The organism is Streptomyces sp. YIM S03343 (genome assembly GCF_054729195.1).
In genome coordinates, this window is the sequence record NZ_JBPUKX010000004.1 from 28709 (window position 1) to 53461 (window position 24753).

Genomic DNA, 24753 nt, shown 5'->3' on the forward strand with positions numbered 1-24753 from the left:
CCTGCTGAGGACGATCCGCCACAGGGAAACTTCCGCAACTGGGCCCGCCGCTCGCCCACACCCAGACGGCCATGGAACGCACCGGCGGGCCCGCGTCGAGTCCAGAAGTATCATGCGCTGGGCCTTTCAGCCGTCCTCGGCTCTGGGCGCATGTTGACTCACGTCGCCACGCCCGCGCCGCGTTCTTCAAGCGCATTCGTCCTGTCTCATGCCATGTACGAGGAACCGGTGAAGTCGTGCTTGCTGTCGGGCCCCACTGCCCGCGTGCGTGTACGCCGCTATATACTCGCATGAGGGTCTTTTCCTCCTCTCCCGTTGTGTTGTTTTGACGCGTATGCGCAAGTTATATAGTCGGCGTGCGTTACGGGCGTGTGCAGTGGGCATGGGCCGACAGCAGCACGACTCCCGGTTCCCCGTCTGGCATGAGCAGGCGATGCGCTTGGAGAACCGGCGCGGGCGTGGCGACGGGTCTATGCGCCCGAGCCGAGGCGGCTGAAGGCCCAGCGCAGTACTTCTGGTCGACGCGGGCCCGGCCGGTGCGTTCCATGGCCGTCTGGGTGTGGGCGGTCAGGCGGGCCCAGTTGCGGAAGTTTCCGTGGCGGCGTCCTCGCTGGGGGCTGGTTGGGTGGGTCGGGTGCGGGCTTTGAGGGTCTCGGGGATGGCCCAGTCGGCGGGTGGCGCTGCGGGCGGGATCAGATCGGGCAGCGCCAGCTGGGTGAGGTCGCTCTCACGGTGCTGGGCCAGTTCTCGTGCCGCCTCGGTTGCAGTGATCGCGTCCAGGCGGCGTGCTGGGGCCGCCTCGGTGGCTGGGGCGAAACGATCGCGGCGCAGTTGTTCGGCGGCTTGGCATCGGCCTTCAGGCGCTGGGCGCGCCGGGTGCGGGAGCGGCGCAGTACGTCGAGTTGCTCAGGGGTTGCCTGGTCGGCGAGGTGGGCGGTGCCCAGACGACGACCGTGCAGGTCGCAGATTTCGATCTCGTGGGTGTGGTGGGGCATGAAGCGCACCATGACCTCGCGGCCGGCCTGCCCGGTCATCCAGTCGGCGACGTAGTCGCGGCTTTTGAAGCGCACGCCGTGGCTGGTGACCGTGCGCGTGTCGTCCTCGAGCGTGAACGTCCACACGTCCGCGGCGGGGATGTCGTTAAGCGGGGTCGCATCTGCCTGCCACGCCTGAAGCGGGGTGGCGCCATGCAGTTCGGCCGGGCGGTGTTCGGTGTTCCACCACTGCGCCCAGGCCAGCAGTTCTTCGGTGAACGCCGTGAACGACATGGGCGGCGCCGTGTCAGGAGTGCGATCGGGCGGCGGTTCGGCTTCTTCGGGGTGTAGCCGGGCAGGGCGGCGAACAGCATGCGGGTGGCGTTGAGGTTGAGATTCTCCACCGTGCCTTTGAGGTGCGGGCTGTAGGGCGGCAGGACAGTGATGTCCGCATCCAGCGCGGTCAGCGCGGCGGACACGGTGCGCGAGAGGAAGTCCCTGCCCCGGTCGAACCGCACGTGCTCGGGCAGCCCGCCGAAGGGACCGTAGGGGTCCGTGCGCACGATCGCGGAACGCAGCGCGGCCAGGATCGAAGCGCGCGTCGGAGTACCGGGAGTGACCGCGACGCCGGTGATGGCCTTGGTCGCGCAGTCGATGAACCAGGTGACATACGGCGCAACGAGGTCGCCGTCGGCGTCCACCCGCAGCGGGGCCTGGACGTGATCGGCCTCCCAGACGCTGTTGCGCCAGGTACGGGGCCGCTTGGCGAACACGTCCCAGGCGCGCGCGGCCTGGGGGCCACCTCGGTAGCCGACCCGCTCCCCCGGCGTGAGGTCCCGGCGCACTGCCCGCAGGAACGTCGGCAGCGACGGAACGGGGTCCAGCAGCGGCACGGCCGCGGGCGGAGCGCCGCCCGGCAGGGGCGTGGCGGGCCGTGAGTCGAGGTCGGTGCTCGAGGCATTTCCCTCCTCGGTCGGCTCGGTCTCGTCGGCGGTGTCGGCGCGGGCGACGAGTTCGCGATGGACCGCAGAGGCGTTGCCGTGCCAGTAGGCCAGCAACACCCGGATCTCATCGGTGATCTCGAACCGGTCGGTGCGGCACGCTCCCGGATGCGCGGTGCTCTCAGGGCTTGTGGTTTCAGCCGGTCTGCCGTGGGGCGGCGGGGGTTGGGGAGATGATCGTGCTGAGGGTCCCGGTGTAGGTGGTGCCCAGTTCGGTCACGGTTTTGGGGAAGGGGCCCGGGTCGTGGCGCAGGGCGCTGACGTAGTTCTCGGGCAGGAGCACACGGTCGCCGACTTTGAGTGTGCCGGGGCCCCTCCAGCGGTATCCGTAGCCGTCGACGGTGACGGCCTGGTCGCCGTCGACCTCGAAACGGCGGTTCTTGGCGTCGAGTTCTTCGCGCAGGGTCCGTATCTGCCGCTCAAGGTGTTCGACCTGTGCGGCCTCTGCGCGTTGTCTCCACTCCCTTTCTTGCGCTCGGCCGGTCTCAAGGTCCTGCCGGTAGGCCTCCACGAGGGCTTGTTCGTGGTCGGTGGTGTGCAGTTTGCAGGCGAAGCCCGGACCGGAGAACTGCGCACGGCAGGGATTGCCGGACTTGGTGGGGCGTCCGCAGGGCCGGTGATGTACCTCTTCGAACACGGGGATTCCTCACACGGTGGTGGCGTACTACAGGGTGATCGGCAGTGAAATCACCGGCTGGGAGATGGCCTGCGGGATGCAGGCGGGGGCGGTGCGGCCCGTCTGGGTGCAGCTCAGGGCGAGGAGTTGGAGGTAGCCGAGGGAGACTGGGCGTCCGGGGGGCTTGCCTGTTGCCTGTTCGAAGCGCTGGAGCGTAGCGGGCTTGATATCCAGGTGGCCGGCGGCGTCGTGGAGGTCGAGTCCTGCGGCTTCGCGGGCTTCCCGGAGGGGTTGGGCGTTGTCGTGCCAGATCTGCGGCGCCGTCTCGGTGGTGTCCCGCGCGACGGCTGCGCGGGCCGTAGTGAGGGCGGCTTGGACTCGGTCGGTACGGGATCCGAGGAGGAACCGAGCGAGCCGGGCAGCGGACACCGCCTGGTCGACGTCCTCGCTCCAGGGCTGGGATGCCTCTTCGTACACACGGCCTCGGGCCGTGGCGCAGTCCTCGCGCTCACCGGGGCCAGCGCCGTAGGCGCGGTGCCGGTCGCTGGTACAGGGCAGTGTGCCGTCCTTCGCGAGGTCCATGTCCCGGTCCCATGCGTCGTCGGATTCGATGCCGTCGATGACGTCCCGGACGTGTTGGCGCTCCTTTGGGGAAAGAACGCTTGCGAGGGCTTCAGCGGCCTCCTGGGCTTCGCGCCGGCCGGCGGGCTCGAAGCCGCCGCCCCATGCATGGGACACGCGTGCCCCTTCCGCCTTCTGGAAGGCCACGTCAATGGCCTCGAACGTGTGAGGGCTCCAGGCGTGCATCATCAGGAGGACCTCCCGCACTGCCTCCTCCCGAACGGCAGGCGGCGTCTCGTCTCCAGCCCGTCGGCCGCGCCGTGATCCGGTGTGGGCCAGCCACTCGGTGAACGTCTGCGGGCGTCGGGGGTCGGGAAGATCCGTGTCCTCGAACCACCGTGCTGCCCGCACCACGCAGGCGTGCGCGTGCTGGATGACGGCGTACCAGCCGAACAGCGCCTCCCGGTAGTCGTCGACGTGCCGGTCCTGAGAGAAGGTGCCGGTCTGCGCGCGGCAGTGCTGCGGGCATTCCGCTGCATGCACCCGGTAGAGGGCGGCCCGGGTCTCGGGGAACGTCAGCAGCGCAGTGCGCAGGTGTTCGTACTTGGGGCCGAGGTTGCGGCGCTTTTCGAGTCCGCTGTCGAGGAAGGAGGGGAAGCGGGGTTCCTCGCGCCAGCGGGCGGAACCCCTGCGTGCATAGGTGTCGTCCTGCCAAACACCGGTCGCGATGACCTCCCGCAGAGACGAAGCCACGTCACGGCGCAGGGCCGCACCCAGTGTGATCAAGACTGGCAGGCACTGAGGATCGTCCCCCAGCGCGGACATCACCAGATCGACGTCATCGTGGCGGTGAAGATGACGCTGGAACACGAACGCCCCCTGAATGCCGCAGACCCCAACTGCCTCCGCACCATGGCATGGAGGCAATCCCCCATCTTGCACGAGGGCTACGACATCCGGCCCGCACTCCGGAGGATGAGGTCACCGAAGTGGCGCGTGGGCGCGGAAGCGGCGACCATCCCGTGGACTGCTCGGCCGCAGGTCACCGCAGCGCTCATACCGTCAACGGGGTACGCGCTCGCATGCGGCCACTCTGGCGACTCATTGTGGCGCACTGAAAGGACGATTCGCCTGGTGTCACACAACCGTGCTGAAGGGAAAGCCGTCCGTGCGGGCTGCCTATCCTTCTTGCGTGGTGCAAGGAATCAACTGGCCGAGTCTTGCCTACGGCATCCGCATGCCGGGCATAGGCATCGAGGAGTTCGAGGCCGACGGCAAGTGGGGCATGCAAGAGCTCTCCGAGCTGGGTCTGCTGGTACCCCTTCCCCTCAACTCGGAGGGGTTCTACGACGCTTCCCTCACGGCGCCGTCGCTTGAGGGCGTGCTCTTCGTCGCGGACTGCATCGCGTTCGACCACGACTCCCCCACGGTCGTCACCCCCCTTCAGGAGCCGGCCACTGCACCCTACGAACCAATCGGGCACGAACGCCCGTGGCTTCCCGCCAATCGCACCTACCGTGACACCCTGGACTCCGTCGCGCAGCAGGCCCACGAGATCCGGTACACCGACATGCTGCGGCTCCGGTACGGCACGTGCAATGATCCGCTAGCCCGATTCAGCCGCCGGTTCGCGGCTCGCACCGAACCGCTTGCCCTTTACGCCATGGCTATCAGGCACGTTGACCTGCTCGCCGAGTACATGGGGCTATACCGCGTGCTGGAAGCGCCACGGAGCAGCAACGGCTTGGACTTCATCACGGACCACCTCGATTCCCTCGAGGAGCACGACTTCGGAAAGCTGCTGACCATTCCAGCATTTCTTCCGGAACACGCTGAGGAGCCCGTCGAGGTGTTCTCCGTGCTCAAAGAACGGGCACTCGGTCGTGTGGAGGCTCTCACAACAGCCGGCATCGATACCGCCAAGCACCTCTACGCCATCCGCAACGGCCTGGCACACGGCAAGAAGGATCTCATTCTCAACGACTTCGGCAACGCAGTCGATGTCGTGGCAGCCGACCTGCCCCTGCTGAAACTCCTGGCACGTATCGCTGTCGAACAGGGCTGACCGCCCCTCAGTCTGGCTCAGCCGAGGACCGTGAGGCCGTCGCCGATCCCAGCAAAACCGCATGCGCGGCCGTGGCAACTGCTGCCGCCGCGCGCCTAGGGTGTCGTGCCCGGTGGTTGCAGGATCGGGTTCCAGGCGAACCAGCCCAGGTTCTCGGCGCCCAGTTCCCACGGGGACTCCAGCAGCAGTTTCCGGGTTGCCTCAAGGTCCGCGGTGACGGGAGTGGGAGCGGGGCCGATACGGGTCATCAAATCGCCCCGTGTGTGCCAGAACTCCTCGTCCTCGTCGCACAGCCGGCGCATCGCCGCTTCCACGCAGGCAGGCCATTTCGGCATACCGTAATGGTCATCGTGGGTCCCGATCCGGGGAGCGCCGGCGAAGACAAGGAAGTCCTCCGGCGGCAGTCTCTTCTCGAAGTGCCTGAACATGTCGATACGCTGTTTCACCTGCTTCTTGATCTCTCCGAGGAACCCCCAGCCGAAGTCCGTCAGGGACCCCTCGCATCCCGGCCAGACCATGTCCCGGTCCAGGACCAGGTCCTCCAGCTCATAGAGACGGAACTGGTCATCGGAGCCCAGGACGTCGAATGCCTGCCGGGTGAGCCAGGTGTTGCGGGCGAACATCGTCCCGTCGTGCAATGCCTTGCGCCGGCTGGTCGGCCGGGAGGCGTGCGCGTCCTCAATCGGGCCGTTGCGCCACACGGACAGGACGAGCCAGTGAGCCGCTGCCCACCGCAGTCCGTCCTCCGCCTCGAAGACGCCCATCTCCTTAAGGCGCTGCCGTGCCCAGTCCAGCGCATCCCGGACGTCCTCGTCCACCGGCTGCCTCTCCCCCATGGTTCCCCGCTCCCCCTCTGTCTTTTTTCTTCGCTGTTCGTGTCATCCGCGCGATGCGGCGCCCGCAGGAAGAACCGGATCGTACGCGGCCTCGCCGGCAGGCCCAGGTGCCGTCTGCGCCAGCCGTGGCGTCCGCCGGGCCGCTCTCAGACGGACCCGGGCTGCTGGAAGGCCGTGCCGAGCGCGCGCAGTTGAGCGCGGCGGGCCTGCATGAGTTCCTCCGGTCGGCGCAGGGCGGTGTCCAGGAGCCATACCCCGCGGCGGAACGGCTGGAAGCCGATGCTCTCCCACAGTACGGCGATCTTCTTCTTCGCCTGGAGCCGATAGGCCTCGGTGACCTGCTCGCGGTCTTCGGGGTACTCGCCCATGCCGGGAAACACGGCTACCGCGCAACAGCCCCCGGACAGGCGGCGGATCGCCTCGACGGCCAGCGCCGGACCCAGTCCGAAACCCCTCCACGCCTTGTCGAGGCTGACGCGGTCGAGGATCAGAAGATCACCGACGGGATGTGTGACCGCTTTCTCGAACGCGGCGCCGTAGCCCGTGCGTCCGGACCGGCCAAGGACGGCGGAAACAATGACCTCAAGATCGCCGGATTCGGCGTCCGCCGCCTCCCACCGGTTGTCGCCGGTGTAGTCACGCAGCCTCCACAGGATGAGGTGCCCGATCTCGGTGCCCGCGGCCGGAGCGTGGCCGCCCCCTTCTTCTTCGTCTTCCCACTCCTCGTCACCCGCCATCCCGTAAGTGACCGCGACGTGCCAGGGTTCCAGAGTGTCCTCGTAGTCGTACGGCACTGCGGGATGTCCGTGACCGTAGTGAAGGTGAAGACGGGCGGGATCGCCCGGGAGTTCACTGACCGGCCGTTTCGGCATCGCTGATGTCATGGCCCAAAGACTAGGAGCGGACACTGACACCCCACCGGGAAACGGTACGAACGAGACCACGGACGCGGCTTGACCCCAATTGGGCTGAGCCCCTTCACAGTCCCACCTCTTGACCTGGATCGACCCGCCAGACCACCCCTGACCAGCACAGACCAATCCACCAGAACCACCCAGCAATAAAGAAATCCCACACCGATCACTACATTCCGAAATGATCACTGAACTTGCACTTCAGAGCCTCCCCGACTTCCGAACCCCCACGGATGCCCCACCTCAGAGACACACCACACCACAGCAAAAAATCCTGAGAAGCCGTATCTCAACCGATCATGGAACGTGCGGATCGAACAGTTTCCCGCCGGGGTGATCTTTCCGCTGTACGCGCATGAAGGCAGGGCCTCGCGGTAGCTCGGGGATGCGAATCGAACCGAGTACTGCCGGGAGGCCCTGGTGTCGTTGTTGTACGCGTCCGAGCCCGTTCAGTTCAACTCGGCCGCTCCATCGTGTGATTGCCTCGCGCACGTGTACGGCAATGCGGCTGACCATCCCGATCGGGTGCGCCGGTATCCGTCGGACATGACGGACGCGGAGTGGGCGGCCGTGCGGCCGTTGCTGCCGGTGCCGGCCTGGCTGAACGGCCGGGGCGGGCGCCCCGAGGGCACCGCCAGCTGCTGGACGCGATCCGCTACCTGGTCGCGGGCGGGATCTCCTGGCGGGCGATGCCCGCGGACTTCCCCGCCTGGGGCCGGGTCTACGCCTTCTTCCGCCGCTGGCGCGAGCACAGGCTGATCGCCGAGTTCCACGACCGGCTGCGCGCCAGGGTCCGTGAGCACGAGGGCCGCGATGCCGAGCCCACGGCGGGAATCATCGACGCTCAGTCGGTGCGGGCCGCCGCGACGGTGCCGGCCGCCTCACGCGGCTACGACGGCGGGAAGAAGGTGCCGGGCCGCAAGCGGCACATCGTGACCGACACCCTCGGCCTGCTCCTGGCCGTCGCGGTCACCGCGGCGGACATCGGCGACCGGGACGCCGCGGCGGGCCTGCTGATGCGGCTGCGCCGCCTGCACCGCGACATCACCCTCGTCTGGGCCGACGGCGGCTACACCGGCCCCCTCGTCGACCGGTGCCGGGACGAACTCGCCCTGACCCTGGAGATCGTCAGACGCACCGACGACATGACAGGGTTCGTGGTGCTGCCGCGCAGGTGGGTGGTGGAGCGCACGTTCGCATGGCTGATGAACTCCCGCCGACTGGCCCGGGACTACGAGACCCTGCCCGCCACCAGCGAGGCGGTGATCCTGTGGTCGATGGTCACGCGGATGGGACGGCGTCTGGCACGGCCACGGGCCGCCGCCCGACGCTGAATGCCCCCGACGTCTCCTGCAGGAGCCACCCGCGCTCCGCCAGACGCCGGACCTTCGAGCGCACCCCCTCGACCTTCGCCGGCGTTGTCTCCAAGCCCAGCCGAACCGTGATCTCCCTGGCCTTCAGTGGTCCTTGGCCCGCGGGCCGCCGCTCGTCGAGCACGCCCAGGATCCGCTGGTAGTCGGGTGCCAGCACCGTCACCGGCAGTCCTTCGCACCACGGCGGCACGACCGAGCCCGGCACCGGCGCGGGCGAGGCCCCGGTTTCCGCCTCCGCCCCGGTCACGGCGGTGGTCTCGGCAGCCGAGGCCGCCAGGGCCTCTACCAGTTCCTCCCGCGCGATCACCCGCCGATCCAGCTCGATCTCCGCGGCCTCCAACACCCCAGCCAGCCGCGCGGCTTCCTCCCGCAGTCCTTCCACCCGCACCCGGGCCGCTGCCTCCCGCTCCTCCAGCATTCCCAGCACCGACGCCATCGCGCACCCCTCGATCACGGAGCCGAAACAAGACGCCACATGCCTCCCTCATCCCGAGCCACACCATGCCTGACCAGCGAAAATCAAGCGATCACGTTCGGTTGAGATACGGCTTCTGAAACAATCACTAGAACCCCAGCTCAACACACCACCCACCCAGTGATCACTAACGGATTTGTCAGGGGCCGCTGCCCGGCCGGTGATCTTTCCGTCCACCGTCGTCATCGACCAGGGCAGCGTGTTCGTCTCGCAGTGCTTTCTCGCGGCCGCCGAACATCTCGGGATCTCGGTCCAGCCCTGTCCGCCCGCTTCCGGCCATGCGAAGGGGCATGTGGAGCGCGGCTTCGAATCCGTGGGGACGCTGTTCGCGCAGTACGTCGCGGGCTACACCGGCTCCCACGTCGGCGAGCGCGGCCGGCGGACCGAGGACGAGGCGTGCTGGACCCTGCCCCAACTCCAGGACCTCCTGGATGAGTGGGTGGTCAGCGGGTAGCAGGAACGCCGTCACAGCGAACTGCGCCATCCTCTGATGCCGAGGCTGATGCTTTCACCCAACGAGATGTGGGCGGCCCTGATCGGGATCAGCGGGCACGTCGCCGTCCCGTTGAAGGCCGCGGACTACATCGAACTACTCCCTTCCCGGCGGTGTGCCATCGGCGCCGAGGGCATCCGATTCGACTACCGCACCTACGACAGCACGTCGCTCAACGGCCACCGGCACCGCTCCACCGCGCCAGACGGAAAGTGGGAGGTCCACTACAACCCCTACGAGCCCTCCCGCTGCTGGGTACGCCTGCCCGACGGCTGGGCCGAGGCGGGCTGGATCCACCGCAACCTGGTCAGCCAGCCTTTCTCCGACACCGCCTGGCGGCATATCCGGACCGTCGTCGAGCAGCGCACCGGACGTGCCGAGCATGAGGAACTCCTCGCCCGCGCACTCGACGCGCTGCTGCGGCGTGCCGCAGCGGCCACGGCTGGCGTCCGTGAACAGCCGCCCAGCGTCCCCCGAGCAGGGGGCGGTCGGGCCGCGTCCGAAACCGGCCAGTTGCCGGCCGTGTCCGGGCCCACGGACCCTGCGCTCGCCCCGCCGTATGCCGACCTCACCGGCGAAGACGAGCAGGAGCAAGACCAGACGGACGAACGGGACGAAGGCACCGACATCAGGCCCTGGCATGTGTTCGACGCGCACCAGGAGGCTCAGCGTTGGTGACCCTCGATGCGTCGGCCACGGAGCAAGCCGATCCGTTCGCTTCGCCGACCACCTGGAGGGAGTGGATGCAGTTCATCGACGCCGAACCGGCGCAGCTGCCCGGCCAGGGGCCGTGGACACTCGACGAACGCCTCGACTACCACTCCCGGTTCGTGATCCTGTCCACCCCCGTCATGGGCAAGATCTCTCTCGCGCTGCGGCGCCTGATGATCCTCAACCGGCGCCACAACGGCACGGCCCGCCGCGGGCTGATCGTCTCCGGGCCACCCACCACCGGCAAGACCACCACCCTCCAGCAGCTCGGCCGCTCCTTCCACCTCGCCGACCGCGCCCGCCACCAAAGCCCCGGACAGCGGCTGCCCGTGGTGTTCCTGTCCGTACCGCCCGCCGCCACACCGAAGATGCTCGTCTCCGAACTCGCCCGGTTCCTCGACCTGCCCATCCCACCGCGGATGAACCAGGCCCAGATCACCGACAACGTCTGCGGCATGCTCCGGGACCTGGCCACCCAGCTCGTCCTGGTCGACGACGTCCACCTTCTCGACACCCGCACCCGCACCGGCGCAGAGACCTCCGACCAGATGAAGCACCTCAGCGAACGCATCCCCGCCACCTTCGTCTACGCCGGCGTCGACGTCGACAAGTCCCCGCTCCTGGCCGGGAACGCGGAGCCCAGCTCGCCGGACGCTTCAAACTCGTCACCAACCCGCCCCTTGCCTACGGCAGCACCACACACACCGCAGCCTGGGAAGGCCTCGTCGTCTGCCGCCGTCACCACACCTGGTTGCTCGGCCACCACACCCTGAGCGGAGACCCCTTCCCCGCCGAACACGCCGACCTCACCCGTGCACCCGAGATCCTCGCCGCCCACCGTGCCCACATCCGCCTGCGAAGCCGCTGGAAAGAAGCCGCCGACCACAGCCTCACCCACGCCATGACCCTCACCGAACGCTGGCGACGCACCGCACCGGCAGACGAACGCATCTGGCCCGCCCGCACCCGCCGCATCAGCACCACCCGAACCCGCCTGTGGTACGCCCTCGCCCGCCAAGCCATCACCTACCCCGAACCATCGCCCTCGCCCAGCTCTTCACCCACCAGCCACGATGGCTCCACATCCTCCAGCACCCCGGCCGAACCCACCCCCTCCACACCACCATCGCCACCCTCCTCGACCGGCCCTGGCTGACCGACCCCGCCCACTACCCCCCACGCCCCACCACCCGTAAAAACCACACCACCGAACTCACCCAACTCGGCTACCACCCACCCCGCCAGACCGGCCGGTCCCGGAAACAAGAACGGCCCAAGCCCTCAACACCGGACCCCGGCACACCACAACGACCAGCGAGCCTGAACACCTCGGCCGACCCCGCCCCCACCGCCCTCCCCACTAGGCTGAGTTCTGCCAGGCCGGCAGGGAACTGGGCCCCAACAAAAGCAACTGGAACGCCTGGGCCCGAGTGCTCACCTACGAGGACACGCCCCTCGCCACAGACAGCCCCGAATTCTTCGCACGCCTTTCCGCAGCGATGACGCTGCCCCAGCAAGTCCGCCAAGCCATCGGGGCCGTAGTGACCGATCCCGAGCAGCAGGACTTCATGCTCCGCCCCCTGGCCAGCGTCGAAGCCGCCATGCAAGCCTCCGCTCAAATCGCCCACCAGGTCTCCCACGTGTGGCAGCACTTCAGCAAAGACGGCGACACGGACAGCAGTGCCGCGATCTACAGCCTGCTGGGCTGCGCCCACGAGCTGCGCCGAGCTCACGTGGAGACCGGCGTGACCGACGCCGACGGCCAACACCTCACCGCCATGATCAACGACCTCATCGAGGCCGTCCTGGCATCCGAACTCGACGAGGCGGACAAGCAGTTCCTCCTCACCCGGCTCAACGACATGCTCGCCGCCGTCCAGCAAGCCCGCCTGCGCGGCCGCTACCCGGTAGAAACAGCCACCGACGCCGCATACGGCGCCCTCACCCGCCGCCCCGACCTCCTCCAGCGGCTCCGAGACGCCCAACTCCTCGACCGCCTGGCCAACCTGCTCACCAGGATCAACACCGTGCTCGCACTGACCGGACAGACCGTCGAACTGGGCCAGGACACCGTGCACATGCTGGAGCGCGGACTAGGCAACTAACCGCCCCACACCCCTTGACGGGGATCTCTGAAATCGGCCAGTGCCGCTCATCGCCTCACCTGGTCCGGAGTTCAACGGAGTGAGGAGCTTCAACGAGTACCCGCGCGTGATTCCGGCCGGAGGACCGGCTCGTGAAGGGGCACCGATGGAACTCCGTGACCAGGGGCGACGTGCCAAAGTCTGGTGGTCGCTTCCCATGCTGCCGGAGATCGTTTCCCACCGTACGCGGCGCGTGACGTAATCAAGCTGCGCCGTCGTGAGGCGAGCTTGTCGGCGCCGCACGGGAGTTTCGTCGGTGCCCCGTGAAGTGTGCGGGTCGTGTCGGAAGGCCAAGGGCACCATCGGGGTCCACCGCAGCAGCCGTCTACGCTCTCGGCATGCAGCGCAGCGATGTCACGAGGGACGACGGCACGTGGGTGGGCCTGTCCCTGGACGTACAGGACTGCCGCCAGCCGGGGCTGTGCGTGTTCAGTGCCGGGCCGCAACTGCTGATCTCCCAGCTGTCGCGGCCTGTGCTGCTCGCCGTTGTCGACAAGCTCCAGGGTGTGGACTTCTGGCGCACCGACGAGTACCGCTCCTTCGTCGCGCCGTTGCGCGCCGATGTGGGGCGCGCCTTGGCGGGCAGCCCGGAACGGTGGGCTCACCGCTTTGCGCAGTACCTCATCGACTCGCCGGACAGCCCGTTGCACGAGGGCCGGTGGCTGCTCTCGTGCGAGAGCCCGCTCCCGCGCTGGCGCCACGCCGACGTTTCGCACGCCGAGTACTGGAGCTCGATGATCGTCGACGGCCATCCGAACGGATACATCGACTGGTTCATCCATTCTGGTTCGTGGGAGGTCCTTCCGCTGCGGCCGATGCCCGATGCCGACGACAGCCGGGTTAAGGCGTACCGCAAGCAAGCCCGTGAAGGGACTCTCCCACCCGTCCTGTTGTGGTGGGTAAGTGGCCTGGACTGCCATCTGATCCTGGACGGTCACGCGCGGCTCGCCGCGGCGATCGCCGAATCCGTCGAGCCTCCGCTGCTGCAGTTGCACCGCACGGTGCCGCGCGATGACCTGTCCGCGCGCATCAACGAGGCCGTGGGCTTCTACGAGGACGAACTGGCACGCTTCGCCGAACTCCGCGCCGTCCACGGCCCCAAGGTCCCGGACGGCGCTGCTACCGCCGGACCACAGCTCGTCCACCTTCTCCACGACCTGAACACCGCGGAACAGCCGACCTGGGCCTGGCCCCTGTCCGGCGGGGAGGACCAGTGGCGCCGCATCGCACGCGAGGTGACAGCCGGCCAGGACTGGCCCCATATCTGAGTCCTGCCGTTCTCCCTCTGATTGTTGCGTCCGGGTGTACCGCCGTACCGCCAGGAGCGCGCACACCGCGGTGAAGGGCCACTTCTCCCAGGCATCAAGCTCTCACGCATACGCGGGCTCTGGCGCAAGCCGCTCAGCGGGCGTCGCGTGGCCGAGTTGGGCTGCCCTGCCCCTGGAGCCCACCGGCTACGGGCAACGTGGGGAGCTCCACTGAGCAGGTCTGGGGTCACCGCTGAGCAGGAGATGGCCGATTCCAAAGAGCCATCGCCCTCAGGCCACGCAGGCTACGGCGTAGGACCACGCACCACCCCGACAACCACTCAAACCGCGCAGCATCCAACCAACCTGCGCAGCACCCCATAGACACCCGCATCGCCCCAGCTCAAACACCAGGCCTACCGCCAACTCAGCTCACCAGCAGCGGGTGATCAAACCCCACCCACCAACCAGAAAACCTGCACAGTCCCAGCTCACAGCCCTACCCACTGCGCAGAAAAACCGGGCCCTGACAGGTCGGGCGGCTGGCGCGCAAGTACGGGCTCAGGGTGTCCTTCAGGCCTTCGGCCCGGGGCGGTACCGGGGTGCTGGTGCTCGTGCCGCAGGAGATTCTCACCAGTGCGCACACCGTCGGCACGGGCGGGCCGGTGGCCGTGACGTCTGTGCCGTCGCACCCGGTGCTGCCCGTGTCCGGGCGGGGACCGGTCAGGCCGCATCCCGAGCACTCTGCCGGTGAGGGTCCGCAGGAGGTCGTCGGCGGTGGGCTGTCCAAGCGGCGTCGCGGGCGTACGCTCGCCGCCGCCGAGCGGGCGCAGCCGGCGGCGAGCGGTGCCGGGCGGCCCTCACAGCCGGCGGTGGCATCGAGGCCCGTGCCGCCCGGTTCGGCAGTTTCCGGCAGGCCGTGCGCGCGACCGGGGCCGCGGCCGGGGCCGGTGATGCGCCGCCGCCGTCGGCGGCGGACGGCGGGACGGCGTCCGGCAGATCGTTCCGCTCCCACGCACACCCGGAAGGCGGCACCACCTCATGACCGGCACGAGAACTGCGGACGAGAAGCTCACCTGGCTCATCGAGGGTCTTGTGGAGCGCACTCCCGGCGCCCGGCACGCGCTCGTGCTGTCCCGTGACGGGCTGAGGCTGTGCAGCACCCCGGAACTGACGGTCGATCAGGCCGACCAGCTCGCCGCGATCGCGGCCAGGATCCAGTCCCTGTCGCACGGCGCCTCCGTCGAGTTCGGCGACGGCAGCGGAGGCGTGCGCTCGTCGATGACCGAGTTCCACGGCGGCACCCTCTTCATCGTCGAGGCCGGCCAGGGCGCGCACCTCGCCGTCGTCACGACCGAGGACGCCGACTGCGGGCTGGTCGGTGGCGCACCATGAGCGAGCTGGTCGAGCAGCTCGGCGAGCACCTGACGGCCCAGCCCCGTACCTCATGAGCCGGCCCGGCCGGGACGACGCACCGGACCGGCTGTACACCCTCGTGGGAGGGCGCAGCCGCTGTGGCCCGGACAGTCCTTTCGACCTGGTCACGCTGGTGGTGGCCGAGTGCGAGCCGTCGCTGGGGATGCAGTCGGAGTACACGGCGATCCTGCGGATGGCGCAGGCTCCCGTCGCCGTGGTGGAAGTCGCCGCGGAGCTCGGGCTCCCGGTGAGCACCAAGATCCTGTTGTCCGACCTCCCGGCGGCGGGCCGTGTCAGTGCCCGTCGTCCCCGCAGGCCGGCCCTTTCCGACCTCGACACCCTGGAGCAGGTGCTCGTTGGCCTCCGCAATCTCTGACGTGCGTACCCCGTTGGGTGCCACCGCCGACAGCGGTCTGAAGATCGTGGTCGTGGGCGGTTTCGGCGTCGGCAGGACGACCATGGTCCGTTCGGTCAGCGAGATCCGTCCCCTCGGCACCGAGGAGACGATGACCCGGGCCGGTGAGTGGGTGGACGACATCAGCGGGGTGCGGGGGAAGACCTCGATGACCGTCGCCTTCGACTTCGGCCGCATCACGCTGGACGCGCGCAATGTGCTGTATCTGTTCGGGGCGCCCGGGCAGGAGCGGTTCTGGTTCCTGTGGGACCGGTTGTTCTCGGGCACGCTGGGGGCGGTGGTGCTGGTCGACACGCGCGGGATCGGTGACTGCTTGTACGCGATCGACCGGCTGGAGGCGCACGGTGCGCCGTTCGTCGTGGCCCTGGACGACTTCGGCGGGCCTCGGCATCCTCACGCGGACGTCCGTCGGGCGCTGGATCTCGATGGGCATGTGCCGCTGGTCGGCTGCGACGCACGCTCCCGACGGTCGAGCAAGGAGGTTCTCATCACCCTGGTCCGGCACGTCGGGAACCGGTACGCCGCAGGGCCGGTCCCCTCCGCCGCCCCGCCGCGGGAGTCCGTGTGAGCCACGACGACGCCGTCCCGCTCGGCCCTCCCCGTTTCCAGGCCGGCCCCGCCCGGGTGTACCGGGAGATGCGGCGCGAGTACGGTGCCGTCGCCCCCGTGCTGCTGGACGGCGGCGTGCCGGCATGGCTGGTGCTGGGCTACCGCGAGCCGCATCAGGTGACCGGTGATCCGGTGCTGTTCAGCCGTGACTCCGAGCTGTGGAACCAGTGGGACACGATTCCGGGTGACTGGCCGCTGCTGCCGGTGATCGGGCGGGGGCAGCCGTCGGTCCTCTACACCGTCGGTGAGCGGCACCGGGAGCGCGCCGCCATGATCAGCAGTGCGCTGGAGGCGTCCGATCCTTTCCGGCTGCGCCGGGACGCCGAGCGGTTCGCGGACGAGCTGATCGATGCCGTCTGCGCCCGGGGCGAGGCGGATCTGATCGGCCAGTACGCGATGCTGCTGCCGGTACGGGTGCTGGCACGGCTGTACGGCTTCCCGTACGAGGAGGGGCCGGGTCTGGTCACCGCGCTCAACGACATGATCGACGGCCGTGAGCGGGCCCTTGCCGGGCAGAGCCGTCTGGCCGCGTCCATGGGGCGGCTGCCGGCCGAGCGCAGCGCGGCGCCCGCCCGGGACGTCGTGTCGCGGATGCTGGCCGGCCGCGGCGGCTTCGGTGACGAGGAGATCGCGCAGGACCTCATGGTGATGATGGCCGCCGGTCACCAGCCCACGGCCGACTGGATCGGCAACTCGCTGCGGCTGATGCTCACCGACGGCCGTTTCGCCGCGTCCCTGTTCGGCGGGCGCAACAGTGTCGCCGAGGCGATGAACGAGGTGCTGTGGCAGGACACGCCGACCCAGAACGCGGCCGGCCGCTGGGCCGCCCGTGACACCCGGCTGGGCGGGCGTCACATCCGCGGCGGTGACCTGCTGCTGCCGGGTCTTCAGGCCGCCGACTCCGGCCCTCAGGTACGCACCGACGGCGCCTCGCTGACCGGCGGGAACAACGCGCACTTCTCGTTCGGGCACGGCGAGCACCGCTGTCCCTTCCCGGCCCAGGAGATCGCCGAGGTGATCGCGCGGACCGGTATCGAGGTGGTGCCGGACCGGCTGCCCGACATCGATCTCGCGGTGCCGGCCGACGCGCTTGAGCGGCGTTCCTCGCCGTGGCTGCGCGGGCTGACCGAGTTGCCCGTGCACTTCACCCCCACCCCTGCCCCGGGAGGCAACCGGCGTGACGAGTGACACCGAGGCATTACGGATCGCGCTGGACCCGCTGGTCGGCGACCTGGACGGCGAGAGCGCGAGGCTGCGTGCGGCCGGGCCGCTTGCGGCGGTCGAACTGCCCGGCGGGGTCCGGGTGTGGGCGGTGACGCATCACGCGCAGGCCAGGGCGCTGCTGACAGATCCGCGTCTGGTCAGGGACATCGAGGTGTGGGGCGCCTGGCGGCGCGGGAAGATCCCGCCCGACTGGCCGCTGATCGGGCCGGCCGATCCGGGCCGCTCGATGCTGACCGCGGACGGCGACGACCACCGGCGGCTGCGCTCACTGGTGGCGCAGGCCCTCACCCCGCGCCGGGTGGAGGCCATGCGGGCGAGGATCACCCGGCTCGCCGGGGAGTTGCTGGACAGGCTCCCGGTGGACGGGGGCGTCGTCGATCTCAAGGCGGAGTTCGCGTATCCGCCGGCGATGCACGTCGTCGCGGACCTCATGGGTCTCGACCAGGCCGTGCTTTTCCGGCTGAAGGTGCTGTTCGAGAAGTTCTTCTCCACCCGGACCCCGCCTGGCGAGGTCGTCTCGACACTCGTCGAGCTGGCCCGGCTGATGAGCGAGACGGTCGCGGCGAAGCGGGCGCAGCCGGGTGACGATCTGACCAGTGCGCTGATCCTCGCCTGTGAGGACGGTGACCGGCTCACCGACCAGGAGATCGTCTCCACCCTGCAGCTGATGGTCGCGGCGGGGCACGAGACGGCCGTCTCCCTGATCGTCAACGCCGTGGTGAACCTGTCCGTGCATCCCGGGCAGCGGGCGATGGTGCTGTCCGGGGAGGCGGACTGGCCGGCGGTGGTCCAGGAGACGCTGCGTTTCTCGGCGCCGACCTCGCATGTGCTGATCCGGTTCTCCGCCGAGGACGTGCCCGTCGGGGACGGGGTGATCGGGGCGGGGGACGCGCTCATCGTGTCCTACGGTGCGATCGGGCGCGACGAGCGGGCGCACGGGGCCACGGCCGGCGAGTTCGACATCACCCGGCAGACGGCCGTGAGGCACATCTCCTTCGGTCACGGGCCGCATGTGTGTCCCGGCGCGGCGCTGTCCCGGCTGGAGGCGGGGGTGGCGCTGTGCGCGCTGTATGCCCGGTTCCCGGGGCTGGATCTCGCCGTGCCGGCGTCGGCGTTGCGGAACAAGCCGGTGGTGACGCAGAACGATCTGTTCGAGCTGCCGGTCAGGCTGGGCGGGTGACGGGTCCGTTTCCTTCTTCCCTCCGGTGCAGGGGCGGTGTTCCGCTGCCTTCCCTCCGGTGCAGGGGCGGTGTTCCGCTGCCTTCCCTCCGGTGCGGGGCGGTGTTCCGCTGCCTTCCCTCCGGTGCGGGGCGGTGTTCCGCTGCGGTGTGAGGCGGTGTGGTGTGCGGCGGTGCGGGCCGGGGGCGGGGGGCGGTGCGGGCCGGGGGGGCCGGGGGGGGCGGTGGCGCGTCGTCCTTCTGCGACGCGCTGGATCTGCCGGCCGGCGGCCTCCTGGCGGGGCGGTGGCGAGAGCGCCGGGGAACTGCTCGGGCGGCCGGACGGCGACGGGCCGGCGGACGATGGTTCGCCGGCCCGGGCGGGATCGTCCCGCCCGGGCGGCGTCTGCCCGCCCTGGTTCTGCCCGGGCACGGCGGTGGGTGGGACGGGCATCGTGACCGGGCGGTTTCGGGGAGGACTGCTTGCGTGGGCGAGGCCCTCGGCGAGGTGCCGGGCGGCCGGTTGGCACTGCCGGCGGGTGCGGCTGCGGTGAACCGGGAGTTCACGCCGGGGGTGCCGGAAAGCCCCGTTCCCCCCAGGACGTGCTCGAAATCGCGGGTAGGCCCGTGACGCTCACCGGTCCCTGCCGGTGAGCGTCACGGGCGGGTGGCCGAGGCGGGGTCATGGGAGGTGGTGCCGGAGCCAGAGGAAGAGGAGACCGATGGTTCCTGTGCCCAGGCCGTAGCAGGCGCCTTTGAGGATGTGGATCAGGGCTGTGCGGCCCCGGTGGCCGCTCGGGTGGGACGGGGGCATGGGCGGGGCCTTTTGGGTGTCAGCGGCCTGCGGTGAACTCCTGGAGGCGGGCGACCAGCCGGTGGTCGGGGCGGGCCACTATGACGGAGCAGCCGGGGGTGCGGGCGGCCAGGCGGTCGACCTCGTGCTCCAGGAGGCCGGTGGGGGGGACGGCGCCGGAGCCGTTGGTGCGGACGTAGCGGGCGAAGATCTCCAGGCCCTGAAGGAACGCGGCGTCCGGTGCGGCCGTTTCGGCCATCGAATGGGTCAGCTGGTGGAACCAGTGGCGGGCTCTTTTCGATTCGCCCACGGCAAGGTGCTGGAGGTGCAAGCAGTAGGCGGCGGCCCTGCTGCCCGCGCCGGCGGCGAGCTGCCACCAGAACTGTGCCGACTCCGGGTGTCCGGTCAGATGGAGCAGACAGCCGTAGACGAGCGCGCCGTCCACGTCCATCCGGTCCTCCGTCAGGGGGCCGCGGTCCGGGCCCTCGGCGATCTTGTCGACGTGCCCGGCGGCGTCGGGCTCGTTGAGGGCCCAGCGGCACACCACGCCGAGGCGCTGGCCGGCCTGGGCGGCGCGGGTGATGTCCGCGGTGGGCCTGCGGCGGGAGGCGTCCAGGGCCAGTCGCCGCAGTCCTGCCGCGATGTCGAAGCCGCGCGGTGCGGCGGCGGGCAGTTCGGCCTCGGCCAGGAGTGTCTCGATGGTGGGGGTCACGGTCCTTCTCCCTTCTGCCGGGGCTTTTTGCGCTCGTCGGGCAGGCCCAGCTTGATCCGCAGGCGCTCCCTGCCGCGGCGCAGATGGTGGCCGACCGTGCGCTCGTCGATGCCCACGTACCAGGCGACCTTGGAGGTGGGGTAGCCGAGGACGTAGCGCAGCACGATCACCTCGAACTGGCGGTTGGGGAGTTGTGCGATCGCTTCGTACAGGCCGCTCGTGGACTCCATCCGCTGGAGTTTCTCCCGGGCCGTCGTCAGGGCTTTGGCCAGGGCGTGGGTGATGGGGCCGTTGATCACGAAGGCGGGTGCCCGGCCCTCGGTCTCCAGGCGGTCGTGCACGGCGCGCCGTACGATCGCCCACGCGCCCTGTTCGAGGTTGCCTGCGCTCAGCAGCTGGGTCCAGCCCGCGTGGATCTGAAGGAACACCTGGTGGACGACCTCCTCGGCGGCCTCGCGGGTGCCGAAGTGGACCTCCGCGTACCGGTGGAACACCTCCTGGTGGCCGAGGTAGAACGCCTCGAAGTCCAGCGGCAGTTCGAGGGGCATGTGGAGGGAGGTCAGAGCGGCGCGGTAGGCGGGTGGCGGGGTGTCCTCCCCGGCGGCGTCATGGCTCATCGGAGCCTCCCGTCGGCACAGCACATGGGCAGGGCTCCTCTCCGTCGGGGGTCGGCAGGGACCGGCGTCAACTGGTGTGCGCCGACGGCCCGTTGGGCCTGTCACCTACCTAAGTGATTCCCGGGGCGGAACACTCACCGCCGTCGGAAAAAGTCGTCACGGGGGGCGGGCCCGGCTGGTGGTGTGTCATTCAACAAACACTGCCAGTCACTCCTGGTAGTGCTCTGACCAGTCCTGATGCGTGCGGGTGACCGTGAGAACGGGTCTTCGAATCTCCGTCGGGCATCTGCGTGTTCTGGGTCACAGCAAGTCCGGTACCCGGCTCGTACCCGGCGCTGAGCAGCGCGCGCCCCTCGCCCGCGCGCCCCCTGCCGTCACGGCGAGCGGCCGGTCCCCGGCCGACCGGCCGCGGGGCGAAAGGGGATCGGTGCCCGGCCGACCGGCCGCGGGGCGGAGGGGACCGGTGCTCTCTTTTGCCGTGCAGTGCTCTGCACGGCTTCGGGTGCAGCGCTCTGCACGGCAAAAGACCGGTGTCACGGGCGCTGCACACCATGCGCGTACCCGGGCCGGGACCGGGGTCGGCGCCGCCGTCAGGGACGAGGCGCGGCGGCAGCCTGCGGCCGGGGGCCGCCGGGCTCTCCTCACGGGCTGCGGCGCGGGAGCCCGGGACGGTGCCGCGTCCGCGCTCTGCCGGTACTTCCCCGGCCGTGACTGGCTGCTGAGCGCGCTCGTCACCGACGCCCACGACTGTCTCGGGCAGGTGGCCGAGGCCGCGCACGACACCGTGGCCGGTGAGCCGCCGCCCGGGCACCGGGTGGCCGTGTGCGGGGCGGTGCGCGGGCGGGGGCTGCCCGGCCGCACGAGTACGCCCTCCTCCACGGCTCCCCCGTCCCCGGGGTGCATCACCGCCCGGGCGGCCGCCCGGGCACCTCTCGTGCTCACCGGGGCGGTACGTGACGCCCACCGGCAGGGCGGCCGGCCCCTGGCCCGCTGCCCGGCGGACTGCAGGCCGAGGCCGCGCGGCCTCGGCCGCTCCCGCCGCCCGGTCCGCCGCCCGAGGCGGTGGCGGCGCTCGCGGCGGCCCGGGCGCAGCTGTACGGCCCGGCCGGCTTCGAGGTGTCCGGTGTCCGGGCCTTTCGGGGGGGGTGTCGAGGAGCGCGGGCTGTTCTTCAGGGACGCGGTCACCGTTCTCGCCGCGGGGGAGGGTGGGGCTGCCCGGGGAGAGCCTCCGGTCCGGCAGGGCCGCAGACTTCCGGTCCGGCAGGGCCGCAGGCCTCCGGCCGCCGGGAGCCGGGTCCGGGTCCGGGTCCGGGTCCGGGTCCGGGGGGCCGGGCCGGGGCCGCAGGCCGCAGGCCGGGACCGGGGCCGGGGGGTCAGGTCGTGGCCGGGGCCGGGGGGTCAGGTCGTGGGCTGTCGGGGCCGGTTCCCGGGGCGTTGTGGGGTCACCTCTGGCGCATGAAGCGGGCCGCGAGGGCGGCGCCGCTGGGGGTGCCGTCCAGCATCTGGCGCAGGCCGCGGGTCATGATCTCCTGCTCCTCGCGGGTGAGGTGGCCGGTGACCATGGCGTCGGTCCGGGCGTCGATGTCGCGCAGCGCGGGGATGAGCGCCTCCCCGCGCGGTGTGAGCCGGAGATAGACGACCCGGCGGTCGACCTGGCCGGGCTCCCGGTCGACCAGGCTGCGTTTGGTGAGGGTGTCGACGATGCGGCTGGGGCTGCCGCTCTCGCACACGATCAGCCGGCCCACCTCGGCGAGGGTGAGCGGGGCGCGGTCGGCGAGCACCAGCAGGATCTCCGCCTGGGCCGGGGTCAGGTTGAGGGGGCGGAGCTGGCCGGTCATCTGCCGGGCTCCCTCGCGCTGGGCGGCGAGCAGGAGGTAACGCAGTTCCGAGTCGGTCGGGTCGTGTCCTGGCGCCCGGCGGGCCGCGGTCGGCGGGAGGTCGGCGGTGAGAGGGGGGTGGGTCATGACGGCTCCAGTGGGGGCGGGTGTCGGTCCGGCGGGCGGGGTGCACGCCGACAGGAACTGCGGACTACGGACTGTGCGGCTGTGCGGCTGTGCGGCTGTGCGGCTGTGCGGCTGGATGATTTCTCGGTGATGCGTCATCCATGCCGCATCATTCGATGATACGTCATCGACATACAGGCTGCACCTGTTCTTCAGCAGGTCGCAGGGCTTCTTCAAGCCGTTGTGGCGGCGCTTTAGCGGAATCACGGCTCCCACTTCTCTCCGGGACGCCGAATGGTGTTGCAACAACGATGGCGTGACATGCATGATGAAGCATCGGTGTTGGGACATCGATTGCAGGACATCGATGTTGGGTCATTGATGTGTTGCGATCGGTGATCCGGTCACCGGGGGCCGGCCGGCCAGAGGCCGTCCGCCGGTGACCGGCCGCCGGCACCGGTACCACGCTCCGACGCACGCCCTTCACACACACCCCATGCCAAGCCATACCAAGCGAAGGAAGCAAAATGACCGCGCAGACCCTGGAATTCGGCACCACCGCCCTCGACGAGCCGATCGTCCTCGACGACGCCGCAGCGGCCGTTGCTGCCATCGCACGCGGTGAGCTCATCGTCGTGGTCGACGACGAGGACAGGGAGAACGAGGGCGACCTCATCGTCGCGGCCGAGCACGCCGACGCCGCCGCCATCAACTACATGATCACCCACGGCCGCGGCCTGGTCTGCGTCTCCGTCACCGAGGAGCGCGCCGCCGCGCTGAACCTGCCCCCGATGGTCGAGTACAACGAGGACCACCACGGCACCGCGTTCACCGTCAGCGTCGACGGCGGCCCGGAGCACGGTGTGACCACCGGCATCTCCGCCCCCGACCGTGCCAGGACCATCGAGCTCATCCTCGACGGCAAGGGCGAGGACCTGCGCCGCCCCGGCCACATCTTCCCGCTCATCGCCCGCCCGGGCGGCGTCCTGGAGCGCCCCGGCCACACCGAGGCCGCCGTCGACCTCGCCCGCTTCGCCGGCCTGCGCCCCGCCGGTGTGATCGTCGAGATCATCAACCCGGACGGCACCATGGCCCGCCTCCCCCAGCTCGCCGAGTTCGCCCGCCGCGAGGGCCTGGTCCTCACCAGCATCGAGAAGCTCCGCGAGTACGCCGCCGCCCAGACAGCGCGGGTGCAGTGAGCCGTTCCTCCCGGTGGATGGCCGGTGCGTCGACCACGCTGACACGACCCGCGGTCACGCACCGGTTCCTCACCGGAGCCGAAGGAGTGGGCCATGTGCCGGTGGACGGACCGTTCGTCCTGATCCCGAACCACAGCAGCTTCGCCGACCACCTCGTCCTCGACGCACTGCTCACCGTGCTGCGCGACACCCCGACCGGATACCTCACCAAGGCGGAGGCGTTCGTCGACCCGGTGCGCCGCCGCTGGACCGAGGGCATGGGCGGCATCCCCGTGGACCGGGACAGGCCCGGCAAGCAGCTGCTGGCCGCCGCGGACGCCGTCTTCGCCGCCCGCGGCGCCCTCGTCGTCTACCCCGAGGGCACACGGGGCCCGGGCTGGCCCCTGCTGCCCTTCAAGGACGGCGCGTTCCGCTTCGCGGTCCGCTCCGGCGTACCCGTCATACCCGTCGCCCTGTGGGGCGCCCAGCACATCCTGCCCAGAGGAGCCTTCCTGCCCCGCCGGGCCGGGGTGCGCGTCGTCTTCGGCGCCCCCCTGCCCGACGACACGTCACTGCCCCGCCCCCAGCGCATCGCCGCCCTGACCCGGACCGCGCACACGGCCCTCACCTCACTGGTGGAGACCGCGCGCACCGAACCCGGCCCCGAACGGGCCGCCCAGGCCGCCCTCGAACTCGTGCGGCGGGCCGAGGACACCGTGGAAACCATGCTCAGCCGCACCGACCCCCTGCCCGCCGCACACCGGATGCGCCAGGCACGCCGGCTGCTCCGGCTGGCCGCTCTGACCGCCCCCGCCGGCCCGGGCGACCCCGTCCGGGCGGACGCCCGCGTCCTGTCCGCCCGGCTCACCGGGCTGCGCGCCCTCGACGCACCCGCCCCGCTGCGGCCGGTCCTGCTGGCCGGCCTCAGGAAGGAGACCGAAACCGTACTCGAGCACCACCCGGACCATCTGATGGCCCGTTACCTGCTGGGCCGCTGGCACCTGCTGATGCCGCGCGTCCTCGGCGGCGACCGCCGGGAGGCACTGCGCCACCTCCAGCACGCAGCCCGCACCGGCGCCCACGACACCCGCTACCCCATGGCGTACGCCGAAGCCCTCATCACCGCAGGCCGCCGCACGGAGGCCGCCGGGCAGCTGCGCGACGTCATCGACGCACCCGCCCCCGACCCGCGCACGGCCGAGCGCCGCCGCCGGGCCGAAGCCCAGTACCACCAGCTCGCCGCCGCCGGCGGCACCACGACCACCCGGAGGGGGTGAAC

General features: G+C 70.3%; 23 protein-coding genes and 2 pseudogenes. 15 read left to right on the forward strand and 10 right to left on the reverse strand.

Annotation, left to right across the window (positions count from 1 at the left end):
* Nucleotides 1-692: 692 nt before the first annotated feature.
* The 4 genes from ACSYGN_RS41610 to ACSYGN_RS41625 form a co-directional block, all read right to left on the reverse strand.
* A complete protein-coding gene (locus ACSYGN_RS41610) occupies nucleotides 693-1070 on the reverse strand; it encodes a Mu transposase C-terminal domain-containing protein (RefSeq protein WP_460406257.1) in 378 nt (125 codons plus the stop codon).
* Entirely contained in the window at nucleotides 1031-2035 is a 1005-nt protein-coding gene (locus tag ACSYGN_RS41615) for an integrase catalytic domain-containing protein (RefSeq protein WP_460406259.1), read from the reverse strand. The genes ACSYGN_RS41610 and ACSYGN_RS41615 overlap by 40 nt, the downstream gene beginning before the upstream one ends.
* A 76-nt stretch (nucleotides 2036-2111) precedes the next feature.
* Entirely contained in the window at nucleotides 2112-2612 is a 501-nt protein-coding gene (locus ACSYGN_RS41620) for a hypothetical protein (protein WP_460406261.1), read from the reverse strand.
* Between the two features lie 27 nt (nucleotides 2613-2639).
* Nucleotides 2640-3938: a helix-turn-helix domain-containing protein gene (locus ACSYGN_RS41625; RefSeq protein WP_460406263.1), complete on the reverse strand. Its 1299-nt coding sequence runs from the start codon at nucleotides 3936-3938 to the stop codon at nucleotides 2640-2642.
* A 406-nt stretch (nucleotides 3939-4344) separates the two neighbouring features.
* On the opposite strand from ACSYGN_RS41625, the gene mauJ reads away from it, so the two are divergent.
* Nucleotides 4345-5217 carry a methylamine utilization protein MauJ gene (mauJ, locus tag ACSYGN_RS41630; RefSeq protein WP_460406265.1) on the forward strand — a complete coding sequence of 291 codons (873 nt, stop codon included), beginning with the start codon at nucleotides 4345-4347 and terminating at the stop codon, nucleotides 5215-5217.
* A gap of 95 nt (nucleotides 5218-5312) precedes the next feature.
* Here the strand turns inward: mauJ and ACSYGN_RS41635 are convergent, their stop codons facing one another.
* Both ACSYGN_RS41635 and ACSYGN_RS41640 read right to left on the reverse strand, forming a co-directional pair.
* Nucleotides 5313-6053, reverse strand: a complete 741-nt coding sequence (locus ACSYGN_RS41635; RefSeq protein WP_460406267.1) for a hypothetical protein — start codon at nucleotides 6051-6053, stop codon at nucleotides 5313-5315.
* A 146-nt stretch (nucleotides 6054-6199) separates the two neighbouring features.
* A complete protein-coding gene (locus tag ACSYGN_RS41640; protein WP_460406269.1) occupies nucleotides 6200-6937 on the reverse strand; it encodes a hypothetical protein in 738 nt (245 codons plus the stop codon).
* Nucleotides 6938-7513: 576 nt separating this feature from the next.
* On the opposite strand from ACSYGN_RS41640, the pseudogene ACSYGN_RS41645 reads away from it, so the two are divergent.
* Nucleotides 7514-8301: pseudogene (locus tag ACSYGN_RS41645) on the forward strand (IS5 family transposase).
* On the opposite strand, the gene ACSYGN_RS41650 reads toward ACSYGN_RS41645, so the two are convergent.
* The gene (locus ACSYGN_RS41650; protein ID WP_460406271.1) at nucleotides 8249-8776 is read right to left on the reverse strand and encodes a hypothetical protein; all 528 of its coding nucleotides are present in this window, start codon (nucleotides 8774-8776) and stop codon (nucleotides 8249-8251) included. The pseudogene ACSYGN_RS41645 and the gene ACSYGN_RS41650 sit on opposite strands and share 53 nt — an antisense overlap.
* A 199-nt stretch (nucleotides 8777-8975) precedes the next feature.
* Between ACSYGN_RS41650 and ACSYGN_RS41655 the strand changes: the two genes are divergently transcribed.
* The 11 genes and pseudogenes from ACSYGN_RS41655 to ACSYGN_RS41705 all read left to right on the forward strand — a co-directional run bounded on the left by ACSYGN_RS41655 (nucleotide 8976) and on the right by ACSYGN_RS41705 (nucleotide 18254).
* Entirely contained in the window at nucleotides 8976-9269 is a 294-nt protein-coding gene (locus ACSYGN_RS41655) for a hypothetical protein (RefSeq protein WP_460406273.1), read from the forward strand.
* Between the two features lie 48 nt (nucleotides 9270-9317).
* Nucleotides 9318-9986 carry a hypothetical protein gene (locus ACSYGN_RS41660; protein ID WP_460406275.1) on the forward strand — a complete coding sequence of 223 codons (669 nt, stop codon included), beginning with the start codon at nucleotides 9318-9320 and terminating at the stop codon, nucleotides 9984-9986.
* On the forward strand, nucleotides 9983-10792 hold the full coding sequence (locus tag ACSYGN_RS41665; RefSeq protein WP_460406277.1) for a TniB family NTP-binding protein: 810 nt from the start codon (nucleotides 9983-9985) through the stop codon (nucleotides 10790-10792). Before ACSYGN_RS41660 ends, ACSYGN_RS41665 begins: the two co-directional genes overlap by 4 nt.
* Entirely contained in the window at nucleotides 10771-11175 is a 405-nt protein-coding gene (locus ACSYGN_RS41670) for a hypothetical protein (protein WP_460406279.1), read from the forward strand. Before ACSYGN_RS41665 ends, ACSYGN_RS41670 begins: the two co-directional genes overlap by 22 nt.
* Nucleotides 11176-11449: 274 nt before the next feature.
* Nucleotides 11450-12124, forward strand: a complete 675-nt coding sequence (locus tag ACSYGN_RS41675) for a hypothetical protein (RefSeq protein ID WP_460406281.1) — start codon at nucleotides 11450-11452, stop codon at nucleotides 12122-12124.
* A gap of 377 nt (nucleotides 12125-12501) precedes the next feature.
* Nucleotides 12502-13431, forward strand: coding sequence for a hypothetical protein (locus ACSYGN_RS41680; RefSeq protein WP_460406283.1), 930 nt, complete (start codon nucleotides 12502-12504; stop codon nucleotides 13429-13431).
* Between the two features lie 1020 nt (nucleotides 13432-14451).
* Nucleotides 14452-14861 (forward strand): annotated as a pseudogene (locus tag ACSYGN_RS41685) (roadblock/LC7 domain-containing protein).
* Nucleotides 14858-15202: a DUF742 domain-containing protein gene (locus ACSYGN_RS41690; protein ID WP_460406285.1), complete on the forward strand. Its 345-nt coding sequence runs from the start codon at nucleotides 14858-14860 to the stop codon at nucleotides 15200-15202. Before ACSYGN_RS41685 ends, ACSYGN_RS41690 begins: the two are co-directional and overlap by 4 nt.
* The gene (locus ACSYGN_RS41695) at nucleotides 15183-15809 is read left to right on the forward strand and encodes a GTP-binding protein (RefSeq protein WP_460406287.1); all 627 of its coding nucleotides are present in this window, start codon (nucleotides 15183-15185) and stop codon (nucleotides 15807-15809) included. The genes ACSYGN_RS41690 and ACSYGN_RS41695 overlap by 20 nt, the downstream gene beginning before the upstream one ends.
* On the forward strand, nucleotides 15806-17038 hold the full coding sequence (locus ACSYGN_RS41700; protein WP_460406289.1) for a cytochrome P450: 1233 nt from the start codon (nucleotides 15806-15808) through the stop codon (nucleotides 17036-17038). Before ACSYGN_RS41695 ends, ACSYGN_RS41700 begins: the two co-directional genes overlap by 4 nt.
* Nucleotides 17028-18254, forward strand: coding sequence for a cytochrome P450 family protein (locus tag ACSYGN_RS41705; RefSeq protein WP_460406291.1), 1227 nt, complete (start codon nucleotides 17028-17030; stop codon nucleotides 18252-18254). Before ACSYGN_RS41700 ends, ACSYGN_RS41705 begins: the two co-directional genes overlap by 11 nt.
* 810 nt (nucleotides 18255-19064) lie before the next feature.
* Here ACSYGN_RS41705 and ACSYGN_RS41710 read toward each other — a convergent pair.
* The 3 genes from ACSYGN_RS41710 to ACSYGN_RS41720 all read right to left on the reverse strand — a co-directional run bounded on the left by ACSYGN_RS41710 (nucleotide 19065) and on the right by ACSYGN_RS41720 (nucleotide 22317).
* Nucleotides 19065-19736 (reverse strand): hypothetical protein, encoded by a 672-nt coding sequence (locus tag ACSYGN_RS41710; RefSeq protein WP_460406293.1) that lies wholly within the window; start codon nucleotides 19734-19736, stop codon nucleotides 19065-19067.
* Nucleotides 19733-20353 (reverse strand): RNA polymerase sigma factor, encoded by a 621-nt coding sequence (locus ACSYGN_RS41715; protein ID WP_460406295.1) that lies wholly within the window; start codon nucleotides 20351-20353, stop codon nucleotides 19733-19735. The genes ACSYGN_RS41710 and ACSYGN_RS41715 overlap by 4 nt, the downstream gene beginning before the upstream one ends.
* A 1442-nt stretch (nucleotides 20354-21795) precedes the next feature.
* Nucleotides 21796-22317 (reverse strand): MarR family winged helix-turn-helix transcriptional regulator, encoded by a 522-nt coding sequence (locus tag ACSYGN_RS41720; RefSeq protein ID WP_460406297.1) that lies wholly within the window; start codon nucleotides 22315-22317, stop codon nucleotides 21796-21798.
* Nucleotides 22318-22823: 506 nt separating this feature from the next.
* Here ACSYGN_RS41720 and ribB point away from each other — a divergent pair.
* Both ribB and ACSYGN_RS41730 read left to right on the forward strand, forming a co-directional pair.
* Entirely contained in the window at nucleotides 22824-23495 is a 672-nt protein-coding gene (gene ribB / locus ACSYGN_RS41725) for a 3,4-dihydroxy-2-butanone-4-phosphate synthase (protein ID WP_460406299.1), read from the forward strand.
* A complete protein-coding gene (locus ACSYGN_RS41730; protein ID WP_460406301.1) occupies nucleotides 23492-24751 on the forward strand; it encodes a 1-acyl-sn-glycerol-3-phosphate acyltransferase in 1260 nt (419 codons plus the stop codon). The genes ribB and ACSYGN_RS41730 overlap by 4 nt, the downstream gene beginning before the upstream one ends.
* Nucleotides 24752-24753: the final 2 nt, after the last annotated feature.